Consider the following 21,131-nt stretch of genomic DNA (forward strand, 5'->3'; position numbering starts at 1 on the left):
AACCGGGCCCTTCACTCCGTCTACTGGACCTTCGCTATTGGACCTTGGGAAGGTCGGCAACTACCCACATCTTCCGCAACGTTTCATGGATGGTCCACGTTCCCGTCCAGCCGGCCGGCGTGACGAACAAGGAGCCGGGACCGACTTCGAAGCTGGTTCCATCTTCTTCGGTAATGGTCGCCGTGCCACTGAGGATCTGGCAGATCTCGTCATAGCCGGGCCTGGTACTCGTGGACACACCGGGCGTCGCCTCCCAGATGCCGGTTTTCAGTCCTTCCCGGGCCCAAAGGCGGAGGGACACTTCAGTCTGGCCGGGAGTGCTTGATGTGGGCTTCGGAAGGTGTTCGCCAGGGTTCTCGGTATTTGCATTTTTCATGACAGTGGCCTTGACCATTGATTACTCCTTCTGGGGCCTGAGCCCCGCGTGACTGTGCCCGCCGTCATTGGAAGAGCACAGGTTCCATCCTATCAATTGTCAACAATCGACGATAGACATTGCTGAAAATGGCCGCAGAATGGACGTTGTCCCCAGGCTCAGGCCAAATGCTCCCGCCGCTGACTGCCGGCCCCGGGTCTGGCCCACACCGCCGTCCGGGAGTAGCGTCACTGTGAGGATGTAGCAGGACAGCGAGGACTTAGCAGGAGTGCTAAAAGGAGCCGGACATGGCTGGATGGAATGCCGATACCGCGGCAGGTCCCTTGGGTGCCGGGACGGTCACCTTGGTGGAGGGCACGTCCTTCTGCATTTCGCTGCCCAGCGGTGATATCAATCCGGATCATCCCCACGGCCTCTTCTTCCAGGACACGCGCATTCTGTCGGCATGGAGCCTCAGTGTGAACGGACAGTCCGTGGAACCTTTGACCGCCCAAACGAAGGAACCGTACAGGGCGGTCTTCGCTGGACGCATCACCTTGCCTGGCGGATACGCTGACACTCCGCTCATCGTGGAACGCACCCGGGAATTGGGTTTTGGGATGGTGGAACACCTCACCGTGCGCAACTACTCGATGAAGCCCGCGGAATGCCTCATCGCGATCACCCTAGCTTCCGACTTCGCCGATGTCTTCGAGGTGAAGGAAGCGCGCGTGCAAACGCAGTGGGAAGAAATCCGCGAGGTCGATGCCAATTCATTGACCATTCGCGCCCGATGGCAGGAAGTCCGGAAGTCCGTCGTCGTGAGTTCCGACGTCGCGGAAGCGGGCGTGGAAGGTTTCAGCTACCGGACCACCATCCCGGCACGGGGCTCTTGGAGCACCGAACTCACGGTAATCCCCGGTCTTGAAGGTGCTGCGCCATCAGCGCCAGTGGTGCATCCCGCCGTCGGCGAACTGTCCCGGAGTGATCAACGCAGGCAGGAATGGGTGGCCAAAATTCCCATCCTGCAGATGGGCAACCACTCCATCGAGAGAACCCTGCGGCGGAGCTATGACGATCTTGGCGCCCTCCGCATCGAAGACCCCGCCCACCCGGAGAGAGTGGTTGTGGCTGCAGGAGCCCCGTGGTTCATGACGCTGTTTGGGCGGGACTCGTTGTGGGCGTCCGAAATGGCCATGCCTGTTGATCCCTCGCTGGCCCTGGGAACGTTGCAAACGTTGGCTGAGCGGCAGGGCACGGTGGTTGACCCCGTGACCGAGGAAGAACCGGGCAAGATTTTGCATGAGGTCCGGTTGGATGTCTCCAGCAGCCTGGCTCTGGGCGGCAAGTCCATCTACTACGGCAGCGTCGATGCCACTCCCCTGTTCGTGGTGGTGTTGGGTTCGGTCAGCCGTTGGGGGTTCGCCCAGGACACCATCGCCGCCCTGCTACCCCATGCAGACCGGGCCCTCGACTGGATCCGCGACTATGGCGACAGGGACGGCGATGGCTTCGTCGAGTATGAGCACCTCAACGATCGCGGGCTGATCAACCAGGGTTGGAAAGACTCATGGGATGGGATCAACTTCGCGGACGGACGCCTCGCCGAGCCTCCTATCGCGCTGTGTGAGGTACAGGCATATGTTTATGACGCGTACATGGCCAGAGCCTGGATGGCTTACGACGCCGGTGACGCACCTTTGGCGCGCGAACTCGCCGATCGCGCGGCCCAATTGAAAGCACGATTCAACGAGGAATTCTGGATGCCGGACCGCGGATACTACGCGATCGCACTGGACGGCAAGAAACGCCAAGTAGACGCGTGCGCCTCCAACATGGGGCACTGCCTTTGGGTCGGTTTGGTGGATGACGACAAGGCGCCACTTGTCGCTGAACGGCTGATGTCCCCAGAGATGTTCAGCGGCTGGGGCGTGCGCACGCTGGCAACCGACATGGGCGCGTTCAACCCGGCCAGCTACCATAACGGATCCGTCTGGCCACATGACAACGCCATCATCGCGGCCGGGCTGATGCGCTACGGATTCGTGGAGGAGGCTCAACGAATCGCCACGGCCCTGTTCGACGCAGCCGCCTTCTCCGAGGGGCGCCTCCCCGAGCTGTTCTGTGGGTTCAGCCGCGAGCAGTACAGCGAGCCGGTGCCCTACCCTACGGCCTGCTCACCCCAAGCCTGGGCAGCCACCTCACCCATCCAGCTGATCACGAGCCTGATGAGGTACGACGCCCACGTGTCCCACGGGGGATTCTGGATGGATCCGCAGCTGCCGGCCTCGTACGGCGACCTGCACATTACCAACGCACCCATGGCTGGCGGCAGGGTAACCATCGACATTGCCGATTCGGTCCCCAGAGTGCAGGGACTACCGGATGGGATGGTGTTCCATCAAGGACACCGGCCGTGGTTGACCGAACTCGTGGAACAGGCAGGGCTGCGGAAGAAGGCCTAGCTCACAGCTTCAGTGGCCGGGTAGCCCATGACGCGCAGGTAGCTTCTAGGACGCCGCAAGCAAGGGGGTTGCGCCTGCGCGGCCGTAGCTGGCCGTCTCACGCAGAATCCACACGGTCGGCACGCCGCCCACGGCCGGCATCACCTGTCCTTCTGTGATGAACATAGTGGCCTCTTCATTCCACTTCAGTGACCACCATCCCGTTACTGGGCAGTGGTGACCGGTGTTGGCCGTCGCAAAGTGGTCCAGGGTGGAGGCAGCAGGGCGTCGCTTCTTCATGAGATGTCCTTCGTTCGCTTAGCGTGTTGGGGATAAAAGGAAGACATGAACAGAGCCTACCAATTGTCAACAATCTACGAAAGAGATTGGTGAAAGAATCTCCCATCACTGGACGCCAACGAACTCAACCGCGAGATGATTCTTCGGTACCCGTTGACAATCCAGTCCATGCGAGCGTATTGTCGACAATCGACGCAGTCATTCGCTGTCTCGTCGACAATCGACATTATCCGTACTGGAGGAAAAATGGCATTCGCAACCAAGCCAAAGTTCGTTACGTTCGACATGAACGGAACGCTGATCAAGTTCGCCATCAACGATGCGATTCGTGAAGTCTTGGGCGACCGGCTTCCGGCCGGGATCGCCGATGACTATCTGCAGGCCTGCAAGGCATACCGCATCGACGAATGCATGGGCGACTACAAGCCGTTCCACCAGATCGTTGCCGACTCCATGGAGCGCGCCTCGCGCCGGGTTGGTCTGGAGTTCAACGCGGCCGATGCACGGGCAGTCTACGAGAAGGTCCCCTCCTTTGGCCCGTACCCGGGTGTCACCGAGGCACTGAACCGCCTGGCGGAGGAAGTCCCGCTGGTCATCATCACGAACAGCGACACCGCCCAGGCTGTGCGCCTTGCAGAGAACCTCAATGCCCCGTTCGAGGTCATCATCACCGCCGAGCAGATGGGCATGTACAAGCCGCGGCTCGGTGCGTTCGAGTACTTGTTCGAAAAGCTGGGAGTGACACCAGACGAGATCGTGCACGTTTCCGCGAGCCCAATGTACGACCACCGTTCAGCAGCAACCATGGGCATCAAGAACAAGGTGTACGTAGACCGCGGCTTCGAACACGACGAGCACTGGCTCGGATACGAACGAATCACCGACATCGCCGATCTCCCTGTTCTCTTCGGCCTGCCGCGACCTTCAACCTCCTAGGAGCCTGTCCGGATGAGCGTCACCAAGGCGAGTTCCGCTTCGGATCGGCTTGAGGCCCTGGGCCTTGATTTGCCACTCCTTGCTGATAACCCGTACTACGTAGACCACCGGGCTGTGGGTGCGAGCATCCATATCTCGGGCCAGCTGCCTTTCAAGGACGGCGTACTGCTGGGGCAAGGGATTGTTGGCCGGGATGTGGATCTGGAGACGGCACGGGATCTTGCACGCCATGCGGTGCTGAACTGCCTCGCGGCCGCTGTCCAGGCAGTGGGGGATCTGGAGCGGGTTCGAATTGTTCAGATGCTGGTCTTTGTTGCCAGCACGCCCGACTTCGGTCTGCAGTCGCGGGTGGCCAACGCGGCCAGCGAATTGCTCATTGAGGTCTTGGGTGAGAACGGACGGCATGCACGGACCGCCATTGGCGTCGCTGGGCTACCGCTCAATACGCCTGTCGAAATCCAGATGATCTGCACGGCTGTTTAGGAACTGCGAACAGCGGCTTGGACCGGGACCCGGGGAACCGGAGTTCCGGTCCACAAGCAAAAGAGGGAGCCTGTTGACGCTCTCCTCCACCAATTACGTACTTCATGAGGAGAACAGCGTGAACAGGCTTCAACAAGCACTGGACAGCTTGCTCGACCGGATCGACACTCCGGCGCCGATCGTGTTGGTCGATGTGATGCAAGAAAATATCGATCGCATGCAAGCCTTCGCCACCCTGCGCAATCTCGACGTCAGGCCGCACGTTAAGACGCACAAGTGTGTCGAAATCGGCCGGCGCCAGGTAAAAGCCGGTGCTGTCGGAATCACCGCAGGCAATGTGGGTGAGGCAGAGGTGTTTGCTGCGGCCGGCTTCGATGACATCTTCATCGCCTACCCGATCTGGCCTTCAGGGACCAAGGGCGTGCGGATCCGAAAACTTGCCGTCACCACCCGGCTAAGGGTCGGCGTCGATAATTTTGCGGCAGTCGATGCCCTGGCAGATGCGATGGGCTCTGAAGCCGGGCGTCTGGAAGTCGTGATTGAGGTCGACTGCGGTGCACGCCGTTCCGGCGCACCACCCGAGGTGGCCGGCGACCTCGCCGTTGCCGCCCGCAAGAGAGGCCTGGTACCGGTAGGCGTCTTCACCTACCCGGGCCATGGCAGTTCGAGCCGGGAAGCCCGAAAGCAAGCCGCAATGGATCAGGAAGCCGCGCTCACCGACGCCGTGCGCAGCTTCAACGCCGCAGGCATCACAGCCGATGTGGTCAGCGCGGGCTCCACTCCCACCATCGAATACGCAACCAGCAGCATCATCACCGAGATCCGGCCCGGCGAATACGTCTTCAACGACCTCAACAACACCAGGTTAGGTGCCTGCACAGAGGATCAAATCGCACTGTTCGTCGCTGGCACGGTAGTCAGCGATTGGGTTCCCGATCAAGTCATCCTCGACGTAGGCACCAAGGCACTCAGCCGGGAGGGCAATGCTGATATCGGTTACGGTTCCGTCGCCGGGACCCAGGCAGTGCTGTCCAAGCTCAACGAGTATCACGGCTTCCTTCCATTGCCCGCCGGCGACTTCAGTCCAGGCATCGGCGCCGTGCTTCCAATCGTGCCCAACCACGTCTGCCCCGTAATCATCAACTTCGAAGAGCTGATCGTCACCGACAGTACGGGCGCCTCTCTGGAGCGCTGGAAAGTGGACGCCCGTGGGTTCCTCAGCTGACCCTTACCAGCGCTTCACCAAGCACCTACATCACACGGAGTGACCGACATGAGACTTGAAAAGACCAAGGCTGTAGTAACCGGAGCCAGCAGCGGAATCGGCGAGGCAGTGAGTTCACATTTCCGCCGTGAAGGGGCGCGTCTGCTCCTCACTGGCCGCCGGGAACAACTTCACAGCGGCCAGCCAGAGGACTTGTACGTCCCTGGCGACCTCAATGACGAAGCGTTCGTCGAAAGCCTGGCCAGCCAGGCTGCAGAGTCGTTCGGCACTGTGGACGTGGTTGTCCTTAACCACGGACTGCAGGTCAGCGGCCCCCTGATAGAGATGAGCTACGACGACGCGAAGAACGTGCTTCACAGCAACCTGCTCAGCTCGTTCCTGATGATGAAGCACTTCGCACCCCTGATGCCCGCCGCCGGAGGCTCGTTCGTCCTGGTCAGCTCACGGCTCGGCATAGTGGGCAAGCCCGATGAAGTCCTGTACTCCGCCGCCAAGGGCGGCCTCATCATGTTGGCCAAGGGCGCCGCCATCGAGTGGGCTTCACGGAACATCCGCGTCAACGTCGTCGCCCCCGGGCTGACTGTGACCCCTGTCATCGAGGCATCGTTCCAACGCAGGGATGACCCCGAAGCCTACCGTCGGCAGCGCGAAGGCCAAATCCCGCTCCAACGCCTCGCCACCCCCGAAGAGATCGCCGACGCCATCCTCTTCATGGCGTCACCGGAATCCTCGTACATCACCGGAGCAGTACTCCCCGTCGACGGCGGCTACACCGCCTTCTGATCACCGTTTCCACCCAAAGAAGGATCAACAATGACAACCGTCGCGGCAGCACCCCGAAACGGAGACCTCGGCTTCTGGATGGCCGGTCTCGAAAACAAGCGCCACGCCTACCCACACTTCGCAGGAGACCAAGCCGTAGACCTGGCCATTGTCGGGGGCGGCTACACGGGCCTGTGGGCAGCGTACTTCGCCAAGAAGCTCGAGCCCTCACTCACGGTGGCCGTTTTTGAAGCAGAGCAGATAGGCTACGGCGCCTCCGGCCGGAACGGCGGCTGGCTCTCTGCCATGCCGGCAGGAAACCGCGCCAGGTTCGCCCGCGCATCCAACGGAGGCGTCGAGGCCAGCCGCGCCTTGCAGCGGGAGTTCGTCGCCGGCGTCGACGCTGTCCTGGAGATCCTGCGCTCTGAAGGCATAGATGCAGATCAGCACAAGAGCGGCGCGCTGGTCGCTGCCCACACAGAAGCCGGGCTTGGCCGGCTGGTCGCCAGACGTGACGCCGACTGGAAGTACGGATTGACCGAAGACGATGTCTATCTGATCGGCCGTGAAGACTTCCGGAAACACATCAACATCTCCACCGTCCACGGCGGCCTCGTCTACAAGCACTGCGCCCGGCTTAACCCGGCAAAACTCGTCTACGGACTCGCCGACACCCTCACCTCCATGGGGGTCAGCATCTACGAGGGCAGCCGCGTCAGCAGCATCAACGGCAACACCCTCACCCTCGACAGCGGGCGGGCTACTGCAACAAAGACCTTCATCTGCACCGAGGGCTACTCCGGACCACTGCTCGGCAACAGGAGCCTGATACCAATCAACTCCTCGATGATCGTCACCAAGCCGTTGTCAGACCAAGCGTGGCAGCAGATCGGCTGGAATGGCCCGCAGTGCCTCAGCGATTCCGCGCATACCTTCATCTATTCGCAACGAACAGCGGACGGGCGCATCGCCATCGGCGGCCGAGGCAAACCCTACCGCTACGGCTCGGGGACGGGCGGCGCAGGCTCAACCCCCCAGTCCACGGTTGATCTGCTGTCCACCAAGCTTCGTTCGTTTTTCCCGGAGATCGACTTCGACGTGGATCATGCCTGGTCCGGAGTTCTGGGCGTTACGCGCGACTGGAACGGCGGCGTCCAATGGGATCAAACAGCCGGGATCGGTTCGTCTACCGGTTATGCGGGGCACGGCGTGACCGCAGCGTTCCTGGGCGGCAGAACCTTGGTGGAACTGGCCTTCGAACAAAAGACCGAACGAACGTCCCTTCCCTGGGTGGGATACCGGGCACGAAAGTGGGAACCCGAACCCATCCGCTGGCTTGGAGTCCACAGCATGTACAGCCTCTTCGGCCTTGCAGACACGTGGGAAGAGCACCGGGATTCCACCAAGACGTCATTGCTGGCCAAATTCGGCAGCAGGCTCGCCGGGCTTCACGAATAGGCCGCCACTACATCTGACACTTGAAGGAGTGAACAAACCATGGATGGAAAACTCGCAGTCATTGGACTGGGCAGCATTGGCAGCATGGCCTTGTGGCAGGCCTCCCGGTTGACTGACGCCGTCACCGGGTTCGAGGCGCAGTCGCCTGCTCACGGGAGAAGCGCCGTGGGCGGTGACACCCGTCTGTTCCGCATGATCTACCTCGGCTCCCCCAGCCTCTACCCCATCTTGGAACGCTCACGTGATCTTTGGGCTGAACTGGAAGCGGAAACGGGACAGGACATCCTCACGCGGTGCGGCGGACTGTCCATAGGCACCGCAAACGGCTCTTACATCAACAGGCTCCTGCAAACTGCGCAACTCAACGGGGCTGCCCACGAAATTCTCAGTCGCGAAGACCTTACCGAACGTTATCCGCAGCACAAGCTCCGCGCAGATGACGTCGCAGTCTACGACCCGAATGCAGGGGTCCTGCGCACGGACCGGGCTGTCACTGCCGCTATCGGCGCCGCGGAAGCCAATGGGGCTACCGTGCACATCAACACCCCCATCGACAGCATCAGCGAAACCGATGACGGCGTTGTCATCACCTCAGGCGACAGGTCCTGGAGCTTCGAGAACGTCATCGTCGCCTCGGGGGGCTGGTCCCAGCGACTCATGCCTGACTATCTTAAGGCACACACCGAAACACGCAGGGTCTTCCTGTCGTGGTTCGTTGCCCGCGATGCAGCCCAATTCACGCCGGAAAAATTCCCCATCTTTAGTCGTATGTATGAGGACCGCGCAATATATGGAGCCCCCACCGTCGACGGGGTAACAGTCAAGGCCACCTTGGATGGCCGGGGAACAGTGACCGATGATCCCGACGCCTTCCCCAGGGAACTCTCTGAAGCCGAAATCGCCGAAACCTTGGAAACGGTCTCGGACTTCATCCCGGGCCTGATTCCCACCATTGTCCGCTCAGACGCGTTTCCGGACCTCTATACCAAGGACCGCAACCCGCTGTTGGGATGGCTTAGCAAATCAAGCCGGATCTATTTCGCCACAGGCTTCTCCGGAGGCGGATTCAAGAACGCCACCGGGTACGGCCACATCGCCGCGCATGAAGCGCTCGGTAAACAACCCATCGAAGGTCTGGATTTCGTGCGCCCGGAACGGTTCAGGACCGCCTAATTCCAGCCATAACCACTGCCACCACTCCCCACAACCAGAAAGCGTGAAATGACCACTACATTTGACCCCTCCACTCTTCGCACTGAGCTATTCATCGACGGTGAATGGCAAGGGGCGGCCAGTTCAGCCACCTTCCCGGTGGAGAATCCTGCCACGAACGAGACTATTGCCCACGTTGCCAACGGTGGCCCTGAGGATGCAGCCCTTGCCATCACAGCAGCTGGGCGGGCACAGGCCGCCTGGGGAAAGTCCACGCCCCGTGAGCGGGCCGACATCCTTAGGCGGGCCTTCGAGCTCGTGATCGCCAACACCGAGCGGTTAGCGGCAATCATGACAGCGGAGATGGGCAAGCCCCTTTCAGAAGCCCGGGGCGAAGTGGCCTACGGTGCCGATATGCTCCGCTGGTTCTCCGAAGAAGCTGTCCGCATCAGCGGCGATAGCACCACCGCCACCGATGGCACCACAAGGATCATGATCACCAAAGAACCCATCGGTCCGTGCGTACTGGTTACCCCATGGAATTTCCCGCTTGCCATGGGCGCCCGCAAAATCGCGCCTGCCGTAGCAGCCGGCTGCACCATGGTCTTTAAACCCGCGGCTTTGACCCCGCTCACCTCTCTCGCCCTTGTGGAGATCTTCCGCGAGGCCGGCCTGCCTGATGGGGTATTGAATGTCGTCACCACTTCCAAAGCCTCAAGCGTGGTGGATCACTGGATGAGCAACGGCATCGCCCGCAAGGTAAGCTTCACCGGCTCTACCGAGGTGGGCAAGACATTGCTGCGTCAGGCGGCAACCAACGTCATGCGTTCCTCCATGGAACTCGGAGGAAACGCCCCCTTCATCGTTCTGGCCGATGCAGACATCGAAAAGGCCGTCGAAGGCGCGCTGAAAGCCAAAATGCGCAACATGGGCGAAGCCTGCACCGCCGCGAACCGCTTTTTCGTACACCGTTCCGTCGTCGAAGAATTTGCCGAAAAGTTCTCTAAAAGGATGTCGGAACTTCAGGTGGGCAACGGCGCTGAGGCTGGTACCGACGTCGGACCCCTCGTCGACCGAAAAGGCTTGGAGAAGGTCGAAAGCCTGGTGGCTGACGCCGTCAGCAAGGGTGCACGTATCCTAACCGGCGGCAGACGCCCGGAAGGTCCCGGCTATTTCTACTCCCCCACGGTGCTTGTGGATGTGGCTCTGGACTCCGATCTGATGAGTACGGAGATCTTCGGTCCGGTGGCTGCGATCACGCCTTTCGACAGCGAGGAAGAAGTTCTTCGCCTTGCCAACGACACTGATTGGGGCCTGGTGGGCTACGTGTTCACCGAGAGCCTTGATAAAGGCATGCAGTTCTCCTCTCAGCTTGAGGTAGGCATGGTCGGCCTCAACACCGGGCTTGTTTCCAACCCGGCGGCACCCTTTGGTGGCGTCAAGCAATCCGGCCTTGGCCGGGAAGGTGGAAAAGTAGGCATCGACGAATACCTGGAGCACAAGTACACGGCGCTGGCGGTATAATCGACAATCGACGAGGAGGCGCACGGTGGATCGCAGGTTTGAGTGGCAGGAACAGCGGACGACCACGCCGGATGGCGTCTATCGTGTGCTCCGTTCCGCGATCTTGGACGGAACCGTCTCCCCCGGTGAACAACTGCGCGAAACGCACATCGCCGCGGATCTCGGCATTAGTCGTTCGCCACTGCGTGAGGCATTGACCAAGCTTGAAGAAGAAGGCCTTGTGGTAAAGGTGCCCTTCCGGGGGTCATTCGTCGTGGAGGTAAGTGCTCGGGATGTTGCCGAGATCGCATCGATCCGCATGCTTGTTGAACCTTATGCTGCTGAGCTTGCTGCCCCGACACTGCGGGATGCGGAACGGCTTCGCCTCAAGCAAACCATTGAGGAACTTTACCGGGCAACGGACACAAACGATATCCCGGCGAGCATTGATGCCCACCTTCGCTTCCATCGGCTGTTCTACGAATTCTCCGGAAACTCAGCACTACAAAGTCTCTGGAATGGTTGGGAGAACAAGCTGCGCCTCTACTTCGCCGCGGATCACCCCACTTACAGCGACCTCCATCAAATTGCCGTTGAACACGACAAGTTGGCAGAGCTTGCTTTGGTGGGCGACATCGAGGGCTACCGCAAGGAAATGCTGAGCCAATTCCACAATGCGCTGGGCGCTCAAGCCACGGACCCTGCCTGACGTCCCGCGGATGATCCAGGAAGCCTGCCAGCAAACCGCTGCTTGACTTCCAACTTTTCTGCCGGCCACTACCCCTTGGCCATTTCCGCTCCTGAAAGCGCCGTCTTTTAAGTTGTAGCTCAACTGTTGAACTGTTGACAATCATGACTAAAGAGCGTTTCATAGCACTAGAGCCGAGACCTAAGTCACATCTCGCCAGAGCACGAGATTCCCCTTCGCCTGTCCCACCGATGCGGCACGCGGAAGCAATTAAGAAACGTACTTCAGGCGGCATTGCCCCTGATTCCTTGAAGGGAAACAACATGAAGACCAACCATAAACTCCAGACCGCGGCGACAGGGCTTGCTGTCCTGCTGGCCGTGAGCGCTTGCGGCGGCACGGCCGCCGGCAGCCAGGCCACGGACATCCCCAAAACCCAGAACACCCGCGACATCTCAGAAGGCGTCCAGGCAGACCCTGACGCTGTCGCGCTGCTACCCGAGTCCTACAAGGCCAAAGGCGAGCTCACAGTCGCGATGGACCTCAGTTCCCCGCCCATGACATTCCTCGCCGAGGACAACACCACACCCATCGGCGTGAACCCGGACCTCGCCCGCCTGGTAGCCAAAAAGCTCGGACTGAAACTGAAGTTCGAAAACACCGCTTTCGACACCATCATCCCCGGCATCGACGGCGGCCGCTTCGATTTCACTGCCACCACCATGTCCGCCACCGAAGAACGCCTCAAGGTCCTGGACATGATCAACTACCTCAAAGGCGGCTCCGCCATCGCCGTACCTAAAGGCAACCCGCAGAACCTGACCAACGACACCCTCTGCGGCAAGAACATCGCCGTCACCAAAGGCTCCACACAGCAACTCAAACACCTGCCTAACGTCTCCAAATGGACCTGCGAAGAGAAAGGCAAACCGGCCATCAATGCAGTAACACTGCCCAATGTCCAGGAAGCCCTGACCCAACTGGACTCCAAGCGCATGGACGGCGTCTTCTACGACGCCAGCGGCCTGGCATGGGCACAAGTCCAGCAACCAGACCACTTCGTCATGCTCGAACCCAGAATGGACACCCGCACCAACACCAACGTCGCCATGGGCCTCAAAAAGGGTTCGCCCCTAACACCAGCCCTACAAAAAGCAATCCAATCCGTCCTCGAAACCCCCCAATACCAGCAATCCCTGGACTACTGGGGCCTTCACGAATCAGCCATCACCGAAGCAGCCATCCGCTAAGAAAGTGCTCCGATGAAGCAAGTGATTTTGGAAAGAAGCAAAGTGATGAGCGGTTTGGATTCGGCGTTGAAGCCGCGGTTGAAGCGGCGCAGCACGTTTGAGTACGTTTCCTGGGTCGTGTGCATCCTGGTCGGGATCGGTGTCCTGAGTTCGGTCGCGACGAACCCGAACTTCAAATGGGACGTCGTCGCGAAATACTTCACCCACGAATCCATCCTCCGCGGACTGATGCTCACCATCTTCCTCACCGTGGCCAGCATGGCCCTGGGCACCCTCCTCGGGTTGGGCCTGGCCATCATGCGGGCCTCCACCATCAAACCCATCGCCGCCCTCGCAGGGGTCTACATCACCATCTTCCGCGGAACCCCGGTCCTGGTCCAACTGATCTTCTGGTTCAACCTCTCCGCCCTCTACCCGAACCTAAGCATCGGCATCCCCTTCACCGACATCGGCACCGCGATCGACACCAACGCCCTCATGGGACCGATCACCGCAGCCCTGATCGGCCTGACCCTGAACGAAGCCGCGTACATGGCCGAAATCATCCGCGGCGGATTCTCCTCAGTGGGCAAAGGCCAAATCGAAGCCGCCGACTCCCTGGGCATGAGCGGAGCCATGAAAATGCGCAAAGTCATCATCCCCCAAGCCATGCCCTCGATCATCCCCGCCACCGGCAACCAAGTCATCGGCATGTTCAAAGGCACCTCCCTGGTCTCCGTCCTCGGCGTAGCAGAACTCCTCCAAAGCGCCCAACTCATCTACGCCCGCACCTACGAAACCATCCCCCTGCTCATCGTCGCCAGCCTCTGGTACCTGGTCATGACCATGCTCCTGAGCTACCCCCAATCAAAACTCGAACAAAAATACTCCCACACCTCCGCCCGGATCCCCCGCAAAGCCCGCAAAGTGACACTCACCGCACCGGAAGGCATCGCACGATGAACGCTGACGGCACCATCCACGCCCAAAAAATCCGCAAATCCTTCGGACCCAAAACAGTCCTCAAAGACGTCGACCTCGACATCGCCAGCGGCGAAATCTGCTGCATCATCGGCCCCTCCGGCTCCGGCAAATCCACCCTCCTACGCTGCATCAACGGCCTCGAAACCGTCGACTCGGGCATCCTCAAAGTCAACGGCGAAGACTTCGGCTACTACGAAACCGACACCGCCTACCACGCCCTACCACCCAAAAAACTCGCCCAACAACGCACCCGCGTCGGCATGGTCTTCCAATCCTTCAACCTCTTCCCCAACATGACAGCCCGCGAAAACGTCATGGCAGGACCCGTCCTGGTCAAACGCGCCGACAAAAAACAATCCGCCAAACACGCCCAGGAACTCCTCACCAGCGTCGGCCTCGAAGCCTTCGGAGACCGCTACCCCGCCGAACTCTCCGGCGGACAACAACAACGCGTCGCCATCGCCCGCTCCCTGGCCATGAACCCCGAAATCATCCTCTTCGACGAACCCACCTCCGCCCTGGACCCCGAAAAAGTCGGCGAAGTCCTCAACGTCATGCAAGACCTCGCCCAAAAAGGCATGACCATGGTCGTCGTCACCCACGAAATGGGCTTCGCCCGCGAAGTAGCAGACTCCCTGATCTTCATGGACGAAGGCAACGTCGTAGAACGCGGCGACGCCCGCGAAATCCTCACCAACCCCAAAGAACCCCGCACCCAAACCTTCCTCAAACAGGTCCTCTAACCATGGACGTCTCCCATTGTCATCGAAAAGGTGGTCTACAGCACTACAGTTGATATCACCTGTAGCATGAAGCCATGGTTGAGCAGATAAAAATTGTCCATTCATCGACGGTCCAGCAGGTCGCAGATGGCCTCACCGCGATGATCCTCAGCGGAGGTCTAAAACCCGGTGAACGCTTGAGGGAGAGCCTGCTCGCCGAGAATTTGGGGCTTTCCAGGAATACTGTTCGCGAGGCCGTCCGCATAGTCCAAGCGGGCGGTCTCATTCGTCATCGTGCCAACCAGGGCGCAATCGTGTGGGATCCCACGGACGCTGAGATCATGGACGTCTATAACGCGAGATATCACCTGGAAACCACGGCGGCACGGAGCATTTCCGAAACCACGTCCATGGATGAAGTGCATGCAGCCATGGAGGAATTCCGCATGGTCTTGAAAAGCGGAGACCCTTTCAAAATTGTCGAGAAGGACCTTGCGGTTCACAGTGCGATTGTAGGACTGCTCGGAAGCCAAAAATTGCGGATCTTCTATCAGCAACTGGTGACCGAATTGCGGTACTTCATGTTTGTGCTGTCAATTGAGAACCATGAGTACGAGGATCCGGACTCACTGGAAGCTGAGCACCAGAACATCGTTGACGCACTCGACTCCCGCGACCCCGTCCTGGCCGAAAAGGTCATCTCGGACACGATCGTCCAGTATCGGGAATCAATTCGTCAGGTTGTCGCCCAGAGACATTCAGCCAACTAGGGCAACGTCAAGCCCGACCTGGACGTTCCCAGGCCGGGCTTGATGGTTTAGCAACGGTCTTTGGAGCCCGGCCTCTTAGAGGCCGAGGTAGTGGTTAATCTCGTCCAATGACTTCACAGAGTTGTAGTCGTAGCCCCCAGTAATGGGGTCATAACCACGGTCCAGCACCCACAGGTTACGGAAGCCCATGTCGTGCATGGGATGCATGTCATACCGCGTGTGCGAGGCGATGTGCAGGAAGTCCTCCGGCCTGGCATTCAGGGTGTCCAGCATGAATTCGAAGGCCTGGTATCGAGGCTTGTAAGCCTGGGCCTGCTCAGCGGTTAAGACTGCATGGTAATCGGCGCCGAGTTTGGGAATGCTGATGTCGAGGAAGCTGTCGTCAGCATTGGACAAAGCCACTAACTTGTAGTTATCGCCCATGAGTTTCAACGGAGCCGGCACATCGTCGTGGGCGCTAAAGCCGCGGACCGCCTCCGCGAATACCGCACCTGCACCAGGGGTCGGCCCGATGCCGAAGAACTTGCAGACCCTATCGAAGGAATTCTGAAGGATCTGTTTATAGGGTTTGTAATCGCCGAGAACTTCATCGAATCGGTACCCGCGGAACACCTTCTTGAACGCGGGCCACTGCTCGTCAGGCAAGCGGCCCGCGAGAAGCTGGCGGGTGGTGAAATCAGTATCCCAGTTGATCAACGTGCCGTAGATGTCAAAGGAGATGTACTTCGGCCGTGAATTGCTGTATGCCATGAGTCGTCCGTTCTTTGTGTGTCCATAGGTCCAGAGGCCGTTCAGGCGGCGGCCTCTCCGGTGGAAATGCCAACGCTCCAGGACTTCGTCGTCCTAATCGTTACAGCGCTATGGGTCGAGACTAAGACTGCGTCGCTCAAATTGTCAACAGTTCTACAGTTGACCCGTAGCCCTATCACTGGCATCCTTGTATAACTGTTGAACAGCAAATGACGCCGTTCAATGTTCACCCATTCCCCGCTGGACGGCAGGAGCCTAAGACATGGATGTCACTACCGATTCTGCCTTTATCGAAGCCGTGGCATCGGAAAGCGGGCTTCTAACTTCGCAGTCACAGCTCACGGACCCCAACGTCTTGGAGCTACTTCAACAGTTCTACGAACTAAAGGGAACGCTTATACGTATTCCAACGGAGAAAGATGAGACCTTCAGACTCCACGACGGAGAAGAAACGTACTTGGTCAAGGTCTCACCAGCCGATGAGGATCCGCTGATTGTCGAACTGCAGACGGCATGCATGGAGCATTTGGAGCGGACCGCCCCTGAACTTCCCGTACAGCGTCTCGTGCGGAGCCGCAGCGGGAATCCTCAGGTCCTCCTCGAGGCAACCGATGCTCCTTTTAGCCGCGTACTGCGGGTAATGCGCTTCATGCCTGGAGCGCTACTGGCCAACCATTCGGCGTCGGCAGGCCAGCTTCAATCAGTGGGCTCAAGCCTTGCCCAACTTGGCCTTGCCCTACAGGGTTTTGACCATCCCCGCGCCGACCGGATGCTCCTTTGGGACCTTAAACACTTCCACCGGCTGCGTCCTTTGCTTGACTACATCGATGAGAAGCAGAGACGCGGACTGGCCGAGCAGATTTTCGATCAGTTCGATGCAAAGGTCGCTCCTCTTCTGGATACCCTCTCCACCCAGGTTGTCCACGGGGATTTCAGCCCCTTCAACGTTCTGGTCGACCCGCATAAGCCAGACTATGTGACCGGCATTATCGACTTTGGGGATGTTGTACGAACCCCCGTGATCTTCGATCTCAGCGTGACTATGGCAAATCTTCTGGGGGCGGTTCCCGAGAGTCCTTGGGAACATGCTCTGCACGTCATGGATGGCTTCCTGACCATCCGCCCGCTGCCTGCCCGGGAGCTGGAAGCCCTTATTGTCTCAGCCAAGGCCCGCCTCCTGCTGCGGGCCCTGATAACGCAGTGGCGGGCCAGCCAGCTTCCTCAAAGGCGAGAGTATCTTCTATCCCATTCAAAGCCGGACTGGGAACGCCTGGCCTTCACAGCTGCAGTGCCCGCACCAAAACTCCACTCCACCATCTGAACCCGACCCACCAGCATTCAAGGAGACATCGTGAGCAACGCTCCCCAGACCATTCGCAAGCCATCCCGGGCCATGATCAACGGCTTTGACCCGAACCGCCTCAACGAACTCCCGGAGCAGATGCAGAAAAGCATTCGACGCCGGGACCAAAGCCTGGGTCCGAGCTACCGGCTTTTCTATGACGAACCCTTGGAAATCGTTCGCGGCAAGGGCGTGACGCTGTTCGACCGGGACGGCAATGACTACCTCGACGTCTACAACAACGTTCCGTCCGTCGGCCACGCCCACCCTCGTGTCGTCGAAGCCGTCCACCAGCAGATGCAGACGCTGAACACCAACACCCGCTACGTCCAGGAGCCAATCCTCGAGTACTCCGAACAACTCCTTGCAACGTTCCCTGCCGAACTCGGCCATGTCATGTTTACTTGCACCGGGTCTGAAGCAAACGATTTGGCCATGCGCGTCGCCAAATATGCAACGGGAAACCAAGGCATCATCGTCACCTCAGGCGCCTACCACGGGCTCACTGCTGAGGTGTCATCCTTCTCACCATCGCTGGGTGTTGGAGTACCTTTGGGCGCAAACGTCCGCGTCATTGACGCGCCGGACGCCCTACGGTTTTCCTCGGACAAAGGCTCCCTGGAGGACCACCTGAGGGATCAGATACGTGCCGCCATCGCCGACCTGCATCGGCACGGAATCGGGGTAGCGGCATTCATTGCCGACAGCATTTTTTCTTCAGACGGTGTTTTCGCCGGCCCAACCGGCTTCCTACGCCCCATCATCGAGGAGATCCACGCTGCGGGAGGCTTGTATATCGCCGATGAAGTGCAGCCAGGTTTTGGCCGAACCGGTCAGGAATGGTGGGGCTTCCAACGCCACGGAATCATCCCCGACATCGTGACTATCGGTAAGCCTATGGGTAACGGCATCCCCGTCGCAGCAGCGATTTTCAAGCCGGAACTCCTCGTGGAGTTCGGAAAGAACATTCGGTACTTCAACACCTTCGGCGGGAACTCAGTAGCGATTGCTGCCGCCCAGGCAGTCCTGGATGTGATCGGCGAGGAATCGCTCGTGGAGAACGCCCTGAAGGTGGGCGGAAAGATCATCTCGGAGCTGAAGAGTCTTTCGCAGGGCTTGGAACAGGTCGCAGAAGTTCGCGGTAGCGGCTTCTTTATTGGGGTAGATCTTGTCATCGACCGAGCCACACTCTCACCTAACGGAGCAGCCGCAGCGGAGATTGTAAATTCCTTGCGGCAGGATCGAATTCTCATCTCTGCCTGCGGCGCCCAAGGCAACGTCCTGAAACTACGCCCACCAATGCCGTTCTCCAGCAGCGATGCTGATCGCCTCCTAGAGGGTATGGCCAAGGCATTCACTAACTTGCGCTGACCCCGCGTCCAGCAGGGACGCCAGTACCCAGGGGCGCCTTCCCCCGAAGGAAGGCGCCCCTCGCTTTCGGCATAAGACGCAGTTCGAAATACAACGTTATTGCGACTCATTCTTGATAACCTGAAGTGATTCATTTCCCCGGTAAGGATCCACCATGGCCAGCCCCGACACACGGCAGCAAAAGATGAGTCCGACGGCGGCGCGCACCTTTCGTTCCAAACGCACCAAAGCACGTCCCGCCAGGGTTGAACCAGCACCGCAACTGCTGCTGGCTAGTCAACTGATTTTCAACATCGGCTTCTACGCAGCTGTGCCCTTCCTCGCGGTGTCCATGCGAAATGACTTCGGTATGGGCGCAATGGCGATTGGCATCGTCCTGGGGGCACGCACCTTCGCCCAACAGGGAATGTTCCTGTTCGGTGGGGCCCTCGCAGACCGCTGGGGAGCCCGCCAGTCCATGATCACTGGATGCCTGGTGCGGATCGCCGGCTTCTTGCTCCTCGCTTGGGCGGCCGACTTCACACTGTTCCTCATCGGAGCCGTGGTCACTGGGATAGGCGGGGCATTATTCTCCCCTGCTTTGCAAAGCCTCGTCGGTGCTGCGGCCGGGCGCGGTTCTTCCAAAGAACCAAAGAACAACAGGTCCACACTCTTTGCACTACTTGTGATTTGCGGTGAAGTAGGCGTTGTTGTGGGTCCACTGCTGGGCTCACTTCTGCTCGCCACAGGCTTCGACACTGCACTGCTGACCGGGGCCGCTGTCTTTGCCCTGATGGCTGTGGTCTTTTGGCTCTTCTTGCCGAAGGCCGCCCGAACTAGCCACGCTTATGCCGAACAACCTGGCCGCGTGCCGCCGTCGGATCTCTGGTCCTGCCTTAAGGACAAAAGGTTCATCGGGTTCGCGGCCTTTTTCAGCGTCAACCTGGTGGCAACCAACCAGCTCTACTTCGGACTTCCAGTGGAACTCGAGCGCAGTGGCGCCGGCGTAAGTTCGCTGGCGCTCGTCTTTGCCTACGCATCCATCCTGACCATCACCTTGCAGTGGCCAATAGCCCGGCTGATGCGAAAAGCCGGACCCGGGATCGCTCTACCTTTGGGTTTTGCCATGCAGTCACTAGGTTTCGCGTCGTTGGGGGTTTTGGCAGTATTTCCACCGCCGGACTGGCTGCCGGTCCTTCCAGCCCTGGTGCTGGTGACAGGCACCGCGCTGGGGAACATTTGCGTCCTGCCCGTGGCCATGAGTCTGGTTCTTGAGTTTGCGGCCGGACGGCCAACGGGCGCGTACTACGGTTTACTGGCAAGCGCTGGCGGGCTGGCGGTTGTCCTGGGCAACACAGCCCTGGCTCCCCTCTACGAACTTGCCTACACGCCATCAGCCACAGCATTGGCTCCATGGATCCTCTTGTCAGCGCTCGGGGCAATCACCGCCACCTTCATCCGCCGCTTCGTCCCGAGACCTTCCACCGGGGCTCTCATAAGGAATGAACTCCACACAGACCGAGCTGTGGCATCGACTCAGAGGTAGTCACTACCCCGTTCACGGGCAATCTCCAGAAGCGTTGAGTGGAAGGCTACCTCTGCGGGCGCATACACCTTGTCCTGGCGCTGGGCCAGAAGAACCCGGCGCAGTGGGGCGTCAGCACCGAGACTTAGGATCCTGACGTCCGGATGTTGCAGAGCCACTGCTGTCTTGGGGACCATCGCCACGCCCATTCCAACGCTGACCATGGCCTGAGCCTCTTGGTAATCATTGGCAAGGAACCCGATGGTCGGCTCAAAGCCGGCGTCGTGGGCGGACCGCTGAAGTACCTCTACTACAGGGTGTGCCTCCGCGCGGACTATCCATGACTCCTTTCGGAGTTCTTTCATGGTCACTTCATCACGGTCCGCCAGAGGGTGCCCCTTGGCCACGAGGATAACCGTGCTCTCCTGGAACACCTCCGTGATCCGAATGGCCTCGTCGTTGAACCGGTTCCAGGGATAGTCCCAGAGCAAGCACAGTCCCGTCACTCCGGACTCCAGGTCCGAGACGAGCTCATCGAAGCGCGCGCTGCGCACGGAGAGGCCAATCGCCGGGTATCGCTTTTTGAACGCGCGGATCACCAATGGCAAGAAGGAACCGGCCAGCGTGGGGAACGTACCCACCGTCAACGAGCCACGCCCCAAACCGGCGATCTGGCCCAGGTCAGACCTCGCTGCTCTCATCTGTCCCACAATTTTCCGAGCATGCCCCGCCAGCACCTGACCCGCCTCAGTGGGAACCACTCCGCGGGATCTGCGGTTGAGGAGGGGCTGCCCTACCTCCTGCTCCAACTTTCGCAGCTGCTGCGAGACGGCTGAGGGCGAATACATCATGATGTCAGCCGCCGCCGTGATCGATCCCTGCTCAACCACCTCCACCAGGAGGGAAAGCCGCCGGATATCGAACAAATCCAAATTCTCATCGTTAAGCAAAGCTTCACCCTTCTCCTTCTTTAGTTCATTCTATGCAGTCTGCCGCTCTGAAGAGGGAGTTACGGATGAAATGACAGCATGGCAGCAGCCATCCACGAATCATTTGGGTCCGTCTCTCAATGAATGAAGAGTTCCTACACTCCCCCTCATATATCCAACATTGTCTTCATATGTGATCCGCATCATTCTCGTAATAGGCCAAA

General features: G+C 59.5%; 20 protein-coding genes. 16 read left to right on the forward strand and 4 right to left on the reverse strand.

Going from position 1 to position 21,131, the window contains the following annotated elements; genetic code table 11:
- Positions 1-34: 34 nt before the first annotated feature.
- Entirely contained in the window at positions 35-394 is a 360-nt protein-coding gene (locus tag AC6CH8_RS04305) for a cupin domain-containing protein (RefSeq protein ID WP_498188865.1), read from the reverse strand.
- Between the two features lie 269 nt (positions 395-663).
- On the opposite strand from AC6CH8_RS04305, the gene AC6CH8_RS04310 reads away from it, so the two are divergent.
- A complete protein-coding gene (locus tag AC6CH8_RS04310) occupies positions 664-2,820 on the forward strand; it encodes an amylo-alpha-1,6-glucosidase (RefSeq protein WP_498188867.1) in 2,157 nt (718 codons plus the stop codon).
- Between the two features lie 45 nt (positions 2,821-2,865).
- Here AC6CH8_RS04310 and AC6CH8_RS04315 read toward each other — a convergent pair whose 3' ends face one another.
- The gene (locus tag AC6CH8_RS04315) at positions 2,866-3,099 is read right to left on the reverse strand and encodes a hypothetical protein (RefSeq protein ID WP_498188869.1); all 234 of its coding nucleotides are present in this window, start codon (positions 3,097-3,099) and stop codon (positions 2,866-2,868) included.
- Between the two features lie 246 nt (positions 3,100-3,345).
- Between AC6CH8_RS04315 and AC6CH8_RS04320 the strand changes: the two genes are divergently transcribed.
- From AC6CH8_RS04320 to AC6CH8_RS04375, 12 genes are all read left to right on the forward strand, one after another.
- Positions 3,346-4,035 carry a haloacid dehalogenase type II gene (locus tag AC6CH8_RS04320; protein WP_498188871.1) on the forward strand — a complete coding sequence of 230 codons (690 nt, stop codon included), beginning with the start codon at positions 3,346-3,348 and terminating at the stop codon, positions 4,033-4,035.
- A 12-nt stretch (positions 4,036-4,047) separates the two neighbouring features.
- Positions 4,048-4,518, forward strand: coding sequence for a RidA family protein (locus AC6CH8_RS04325; protein WP_498188873.1), 471 nt, complete (start codon positions 4,048-4,050; stop codon positions 4,516-4,518).
- A 118-nt stretch (positions 4,519-4,636) separates the two neighbouring features.
- On the forward strand, positions 4,637-5,743 hold the full coding sequence (locus AC6CH8_RS04330; RefSeq protein ID WP_498188875.1) for an alanine racemase: 1,107 nt from the start codon (positions 4,637-4,639) through the stop codon (positions 5,741-5,743).
- A gap of 48 nt (positions 5,744-5,791) precedes the next feature.
- Entirely contained in the window at positions 5,792-6,526 is a 735-nt protein-coding gene (locus tag AC6CH8_RS04335; protein WP_498188877.1) for an SDR family NAD(P)-dependent oxidoreductase, read from the forward strand.
- Between the two features lie 30 nt (positions 6,527-6,556).
- Positions 6,557-7,963, forward strand: a complete 1,407-nt coding sequence (locus AC6CH8_RS04340) for an NAD(P)/FAD-dependent oxidoreductase (RefSeq protein ID WP_498188879.1) — start codon at positions 6,557-6,559, stop codon at positions 7,961-7,963.
- A gap of 39 nt (positions 7,964-8,002) precedes the next feature.
- On the forward strand, positions 8,003-9,136 hold the full coding sequence (locus AC6CH8_RS04345) for an FAD-dependent oxidoreductase (RefSeq protein ID WP_498188881.1): 1,134 nt from the start codon (positions 8,003-8,005) through the stop codon (positions 9,134-9,136).
- A gap of 48 nt (positions 9,137-9,184) precedes the next feature.
- Complete coding sequence (locus tag AC6CH8_RS04350; protein WP_498188883.1) at positions 9,185-10,639, forward strand: NAD-dependent succinate-semialdehyde dehydrogenase; 1,455 nt, start codon at positions 9,185-9,187, stop codon at positions 10,637-10,639.
- A 25-nt stretch (positions 10,640-10,664) separates the two neighbouring features.
- The gene (locus tag AC6CH8_RS04355) at positions 10,665-11,327 is read left to right on the forward strand and encodes a GntR family transcriptional regulator (RefSeq protein WP_498188884.1); all 663 of its coding nucleotides are present in this window, start codon (positions 10,665-10,667) and stop codon (positions 11,325-11,327) included.
- 302 nt (positions 11,328-11,629) lie between these two features.
- Positions 11,630-12,556 carry an ABC transporter substrate-binding protein gene (locus AC6CH8_RS04360; RefSeq protein WP_498188886.1) on the forward strand — a complete coding sequence of 309 codons (927 nt, stop codon included), beginning with the start codon at positions 11,630-11,632 and terminating at the stop codon, positions 12,554-12,556.
- Positions 12,557-12,601: 45 nt separating this feature from the next.
- Complete coding sequence (locus AC6CH8_RS04365) at positions 12,602-13,498, forward strand: amino acid ABC transporter permease (protein WP_420180962.1); 897 nt, start codon at positions 12,602-12,604, stop codon at positions 13,496-13,498.
- Complete coding sequence (locus AC6CH8_RS04370) at positions 13,495-14,262, forward strand: amino acid ABC transporter ATP-binding protein (protein WP_498188888.1); 768 nt, start codon at positions 13,495-13,497, stop codon at positions 14,260-14,262. Before AC6CH8_RS04365 ends, AC6CH8_RS04370 begins: the two co-directional genes overlap by 4 nt.
- A gap of 74 nt (positions 14,263-14,336) precedes the next feature.
- Entirely contained in the window at positions 14,337-15,011 is a 675-nt protein-coding gene (locus tag AC6CH8_RS04375; protein ID WP_498188890.1) for a GntR family transcriptional regulator, read from the forward strand.
- A 75-nt stretch (positions 15,012-15,086) separates the two neighbouring features.
- Here AC6CH8_RS04375 and AC6CH8_RS04380 read toward each other — a convergent pair whose 3' ends face one another.
- Positions 15,087-15,761, reverse strand: coding sequence for an HAD family hydrolase (locus AC6CH8_RS04380; protein ID WP_498188892.1), 675 nt, complete (start codon positions 15,759-15,761; stop codon positions 15,087-15,089).
- Positions 15,762-16,023: 262 nt separating this feature from the next.
- Between AC6CH8_RS04380 and AC6CH8_RS04385 the strand changes: the two genes are divergently transcribed.
- From AC6CH8_RS04385 to AC6CH8_RS04395, 3 genes are all read left to right on the forward strand, one after another.
- Positions 16,024-17,082: a phosphotransferase gene (locus AC6CH8_RS04385; RefSeq protein ID WP_498188894.1), complete on the forward strand. Its 1,059-nt coding sequence runs from the start codon at positions 16,024-16,026 to the stop codon at positions 17,080-17,082.
- A 30-nt stretch (positions 17,083-17,112) separates the two neighbouring features.
- Positions 17,113-18,474, forward strand: a complete 1,362-nt coding sequence (locus tag AC6CH8_RS04390) for an aspartate aminotransferase family protein (protein ID WP_498188896.1) — start codon at positions 17,113-17,115, stop codon at positions 18,472-18,474.
- Positions 18,475-18,628: 154 nt separating this feature from the next.
- Complete coding sequence (locus AC6CH8_RS04395; RefSeq protein ID WP_498188898.1) at positions 18,629-19,999, forward strand: MFS transporter; 1,371 nt, start codon at positions 18,629-18,631, stop codon at positions 19,997-19,999.
- On the opposite strand, the gene AC6CH8_RS04400 is transcribed toward AC6CH8_RS04395, so the two are convergent.
- A complete protein-coding gene (locus tag AC6CH8_RS04400) occupies positions 19,990-20,928 on the reverse strand; it encodes a LysR family transcriptional regulator (protein WP_498188900.1) in 939 nt (312 codons plus the stop codon). The genes AC6CH8_RS04395 and AC6CH8_RS04400 overlap by 10 nt on opposite strands.
- Between the last annotated feature and the right edge of the window lie 203 nt (positions 20,929-21,131).

Source organism: Paenarthrobacter sp. GQ52 (assembly GCF_059759005.1).

Coding starts and splice junctions, on each gene's coding strand:
- AC6CH8_RS04370 (WP_498188888.1), top strand. CDS start 13,495: ATGAACGCTGACGGCACCATCCACGCCCAAAAAATCCGCAAATCCTTC.
- AC6CH8_RS04340 (WP_498188879.1), top strand. CDS start 6,557: ATGACAACCGTCGCGGCAGCACCCCGAAACGGAGACCTCGGCTTCTGG.
- AC6CH8_RS04380 (WP_498188892.1), bottom strand. CDS start 15,761: ATGGCATACAGCAATTCACGGCCGAAGTACATCTCCTTTGACATCTAC.
- AC6CH8_RS04345 (WP_498188881.1), top strand. CDS start 8,003: ATGGATGGAAAACTCGCAGTCATTGGACTGGGCAGCATTGGCAGCATG.
- AC6CH8_RS04360 (WP_498188886.1), top strand. CDS start 11,630: ATGAAGACCAACCATAAACTCCAGACCGCGGCGACAGGGCTTGCTGTC.
- AC6CH8_RS04325 (WP_498188873.1), top strand. CDS start 4,048: ATGAGCGTCACCAAGGCGAGTTCCGCTTCGGATCGGCTTGAGGCCCTG.
- AC6CH8_RS04395 (WP_498188898.1), top strand. CDS start 18,629: ATGGCCAGCCCCGACACACGGCAGCAAAAGATGAGTCCGACGGCGGCG.
- AC6CH8_RS04350 (WP_498188883.1), top strand. CDS start 9,185: ATGACCACTACATTTGACCCCTCCACTCTTCGCACTGAGCTATTCATC.
- AC6CH8_RS04315 (WP_498188869.1), bottom strand. CDS start 3,099: ATGAAGAAGCGACGCCCTGCTGCCTCCACCCTGGACCACTTTGCGACG.
- AC6CH8_RS04365 (WP_420180962.1), top strand. CDS start 12,602: ATGAGCGGTTTGGATTCGGCGTTGAAGCCGCGGTTGAAGCGGCGCAGC.
- AC6CH8_RS04335 (WP_498188877.1), top strand. CDS start 5,792: ATGAGACTTGAAAAGACCAAGGCTGTAGTAACCGGAGCCAGCAGCGGA.
- AC6CH8_RS04320 (WP_498188871.1), top strand. CDS start 3,346: ATGGCATTCGCAACCAAGCCAAAGTTCGTTACGTTCGACATGAACGGA.
- AC6CH8_RS04310 (WP_498188867.1), top strand. CDS start 664: ATGGCTGGATGGAATGCCGATACCGCGGCAGGTCCCTTGGGTGCCGGG.
- AC6CH8_RS04385 (WP_498188894.1), top strand. CDS start 16,024: ATGGATGTCACTACCGATTCTGCCTTTATCGAAGCCGTGGCATCGGAA.
- AC6CH8_RS04375 (WP_498188890.1), top strand. CDS start 14,337: ATGGTTGAGCAGATAAAAATTGTCCATTCATCGACGGTCCAGCAGGTC.
- AC6CH8_RS04305 (WP_498188865.1), bottom strand. CDS start 394: ATGGTCAAGGCCACTGTCATGAAAAATGCAAATACCGAGAACCCTGGC.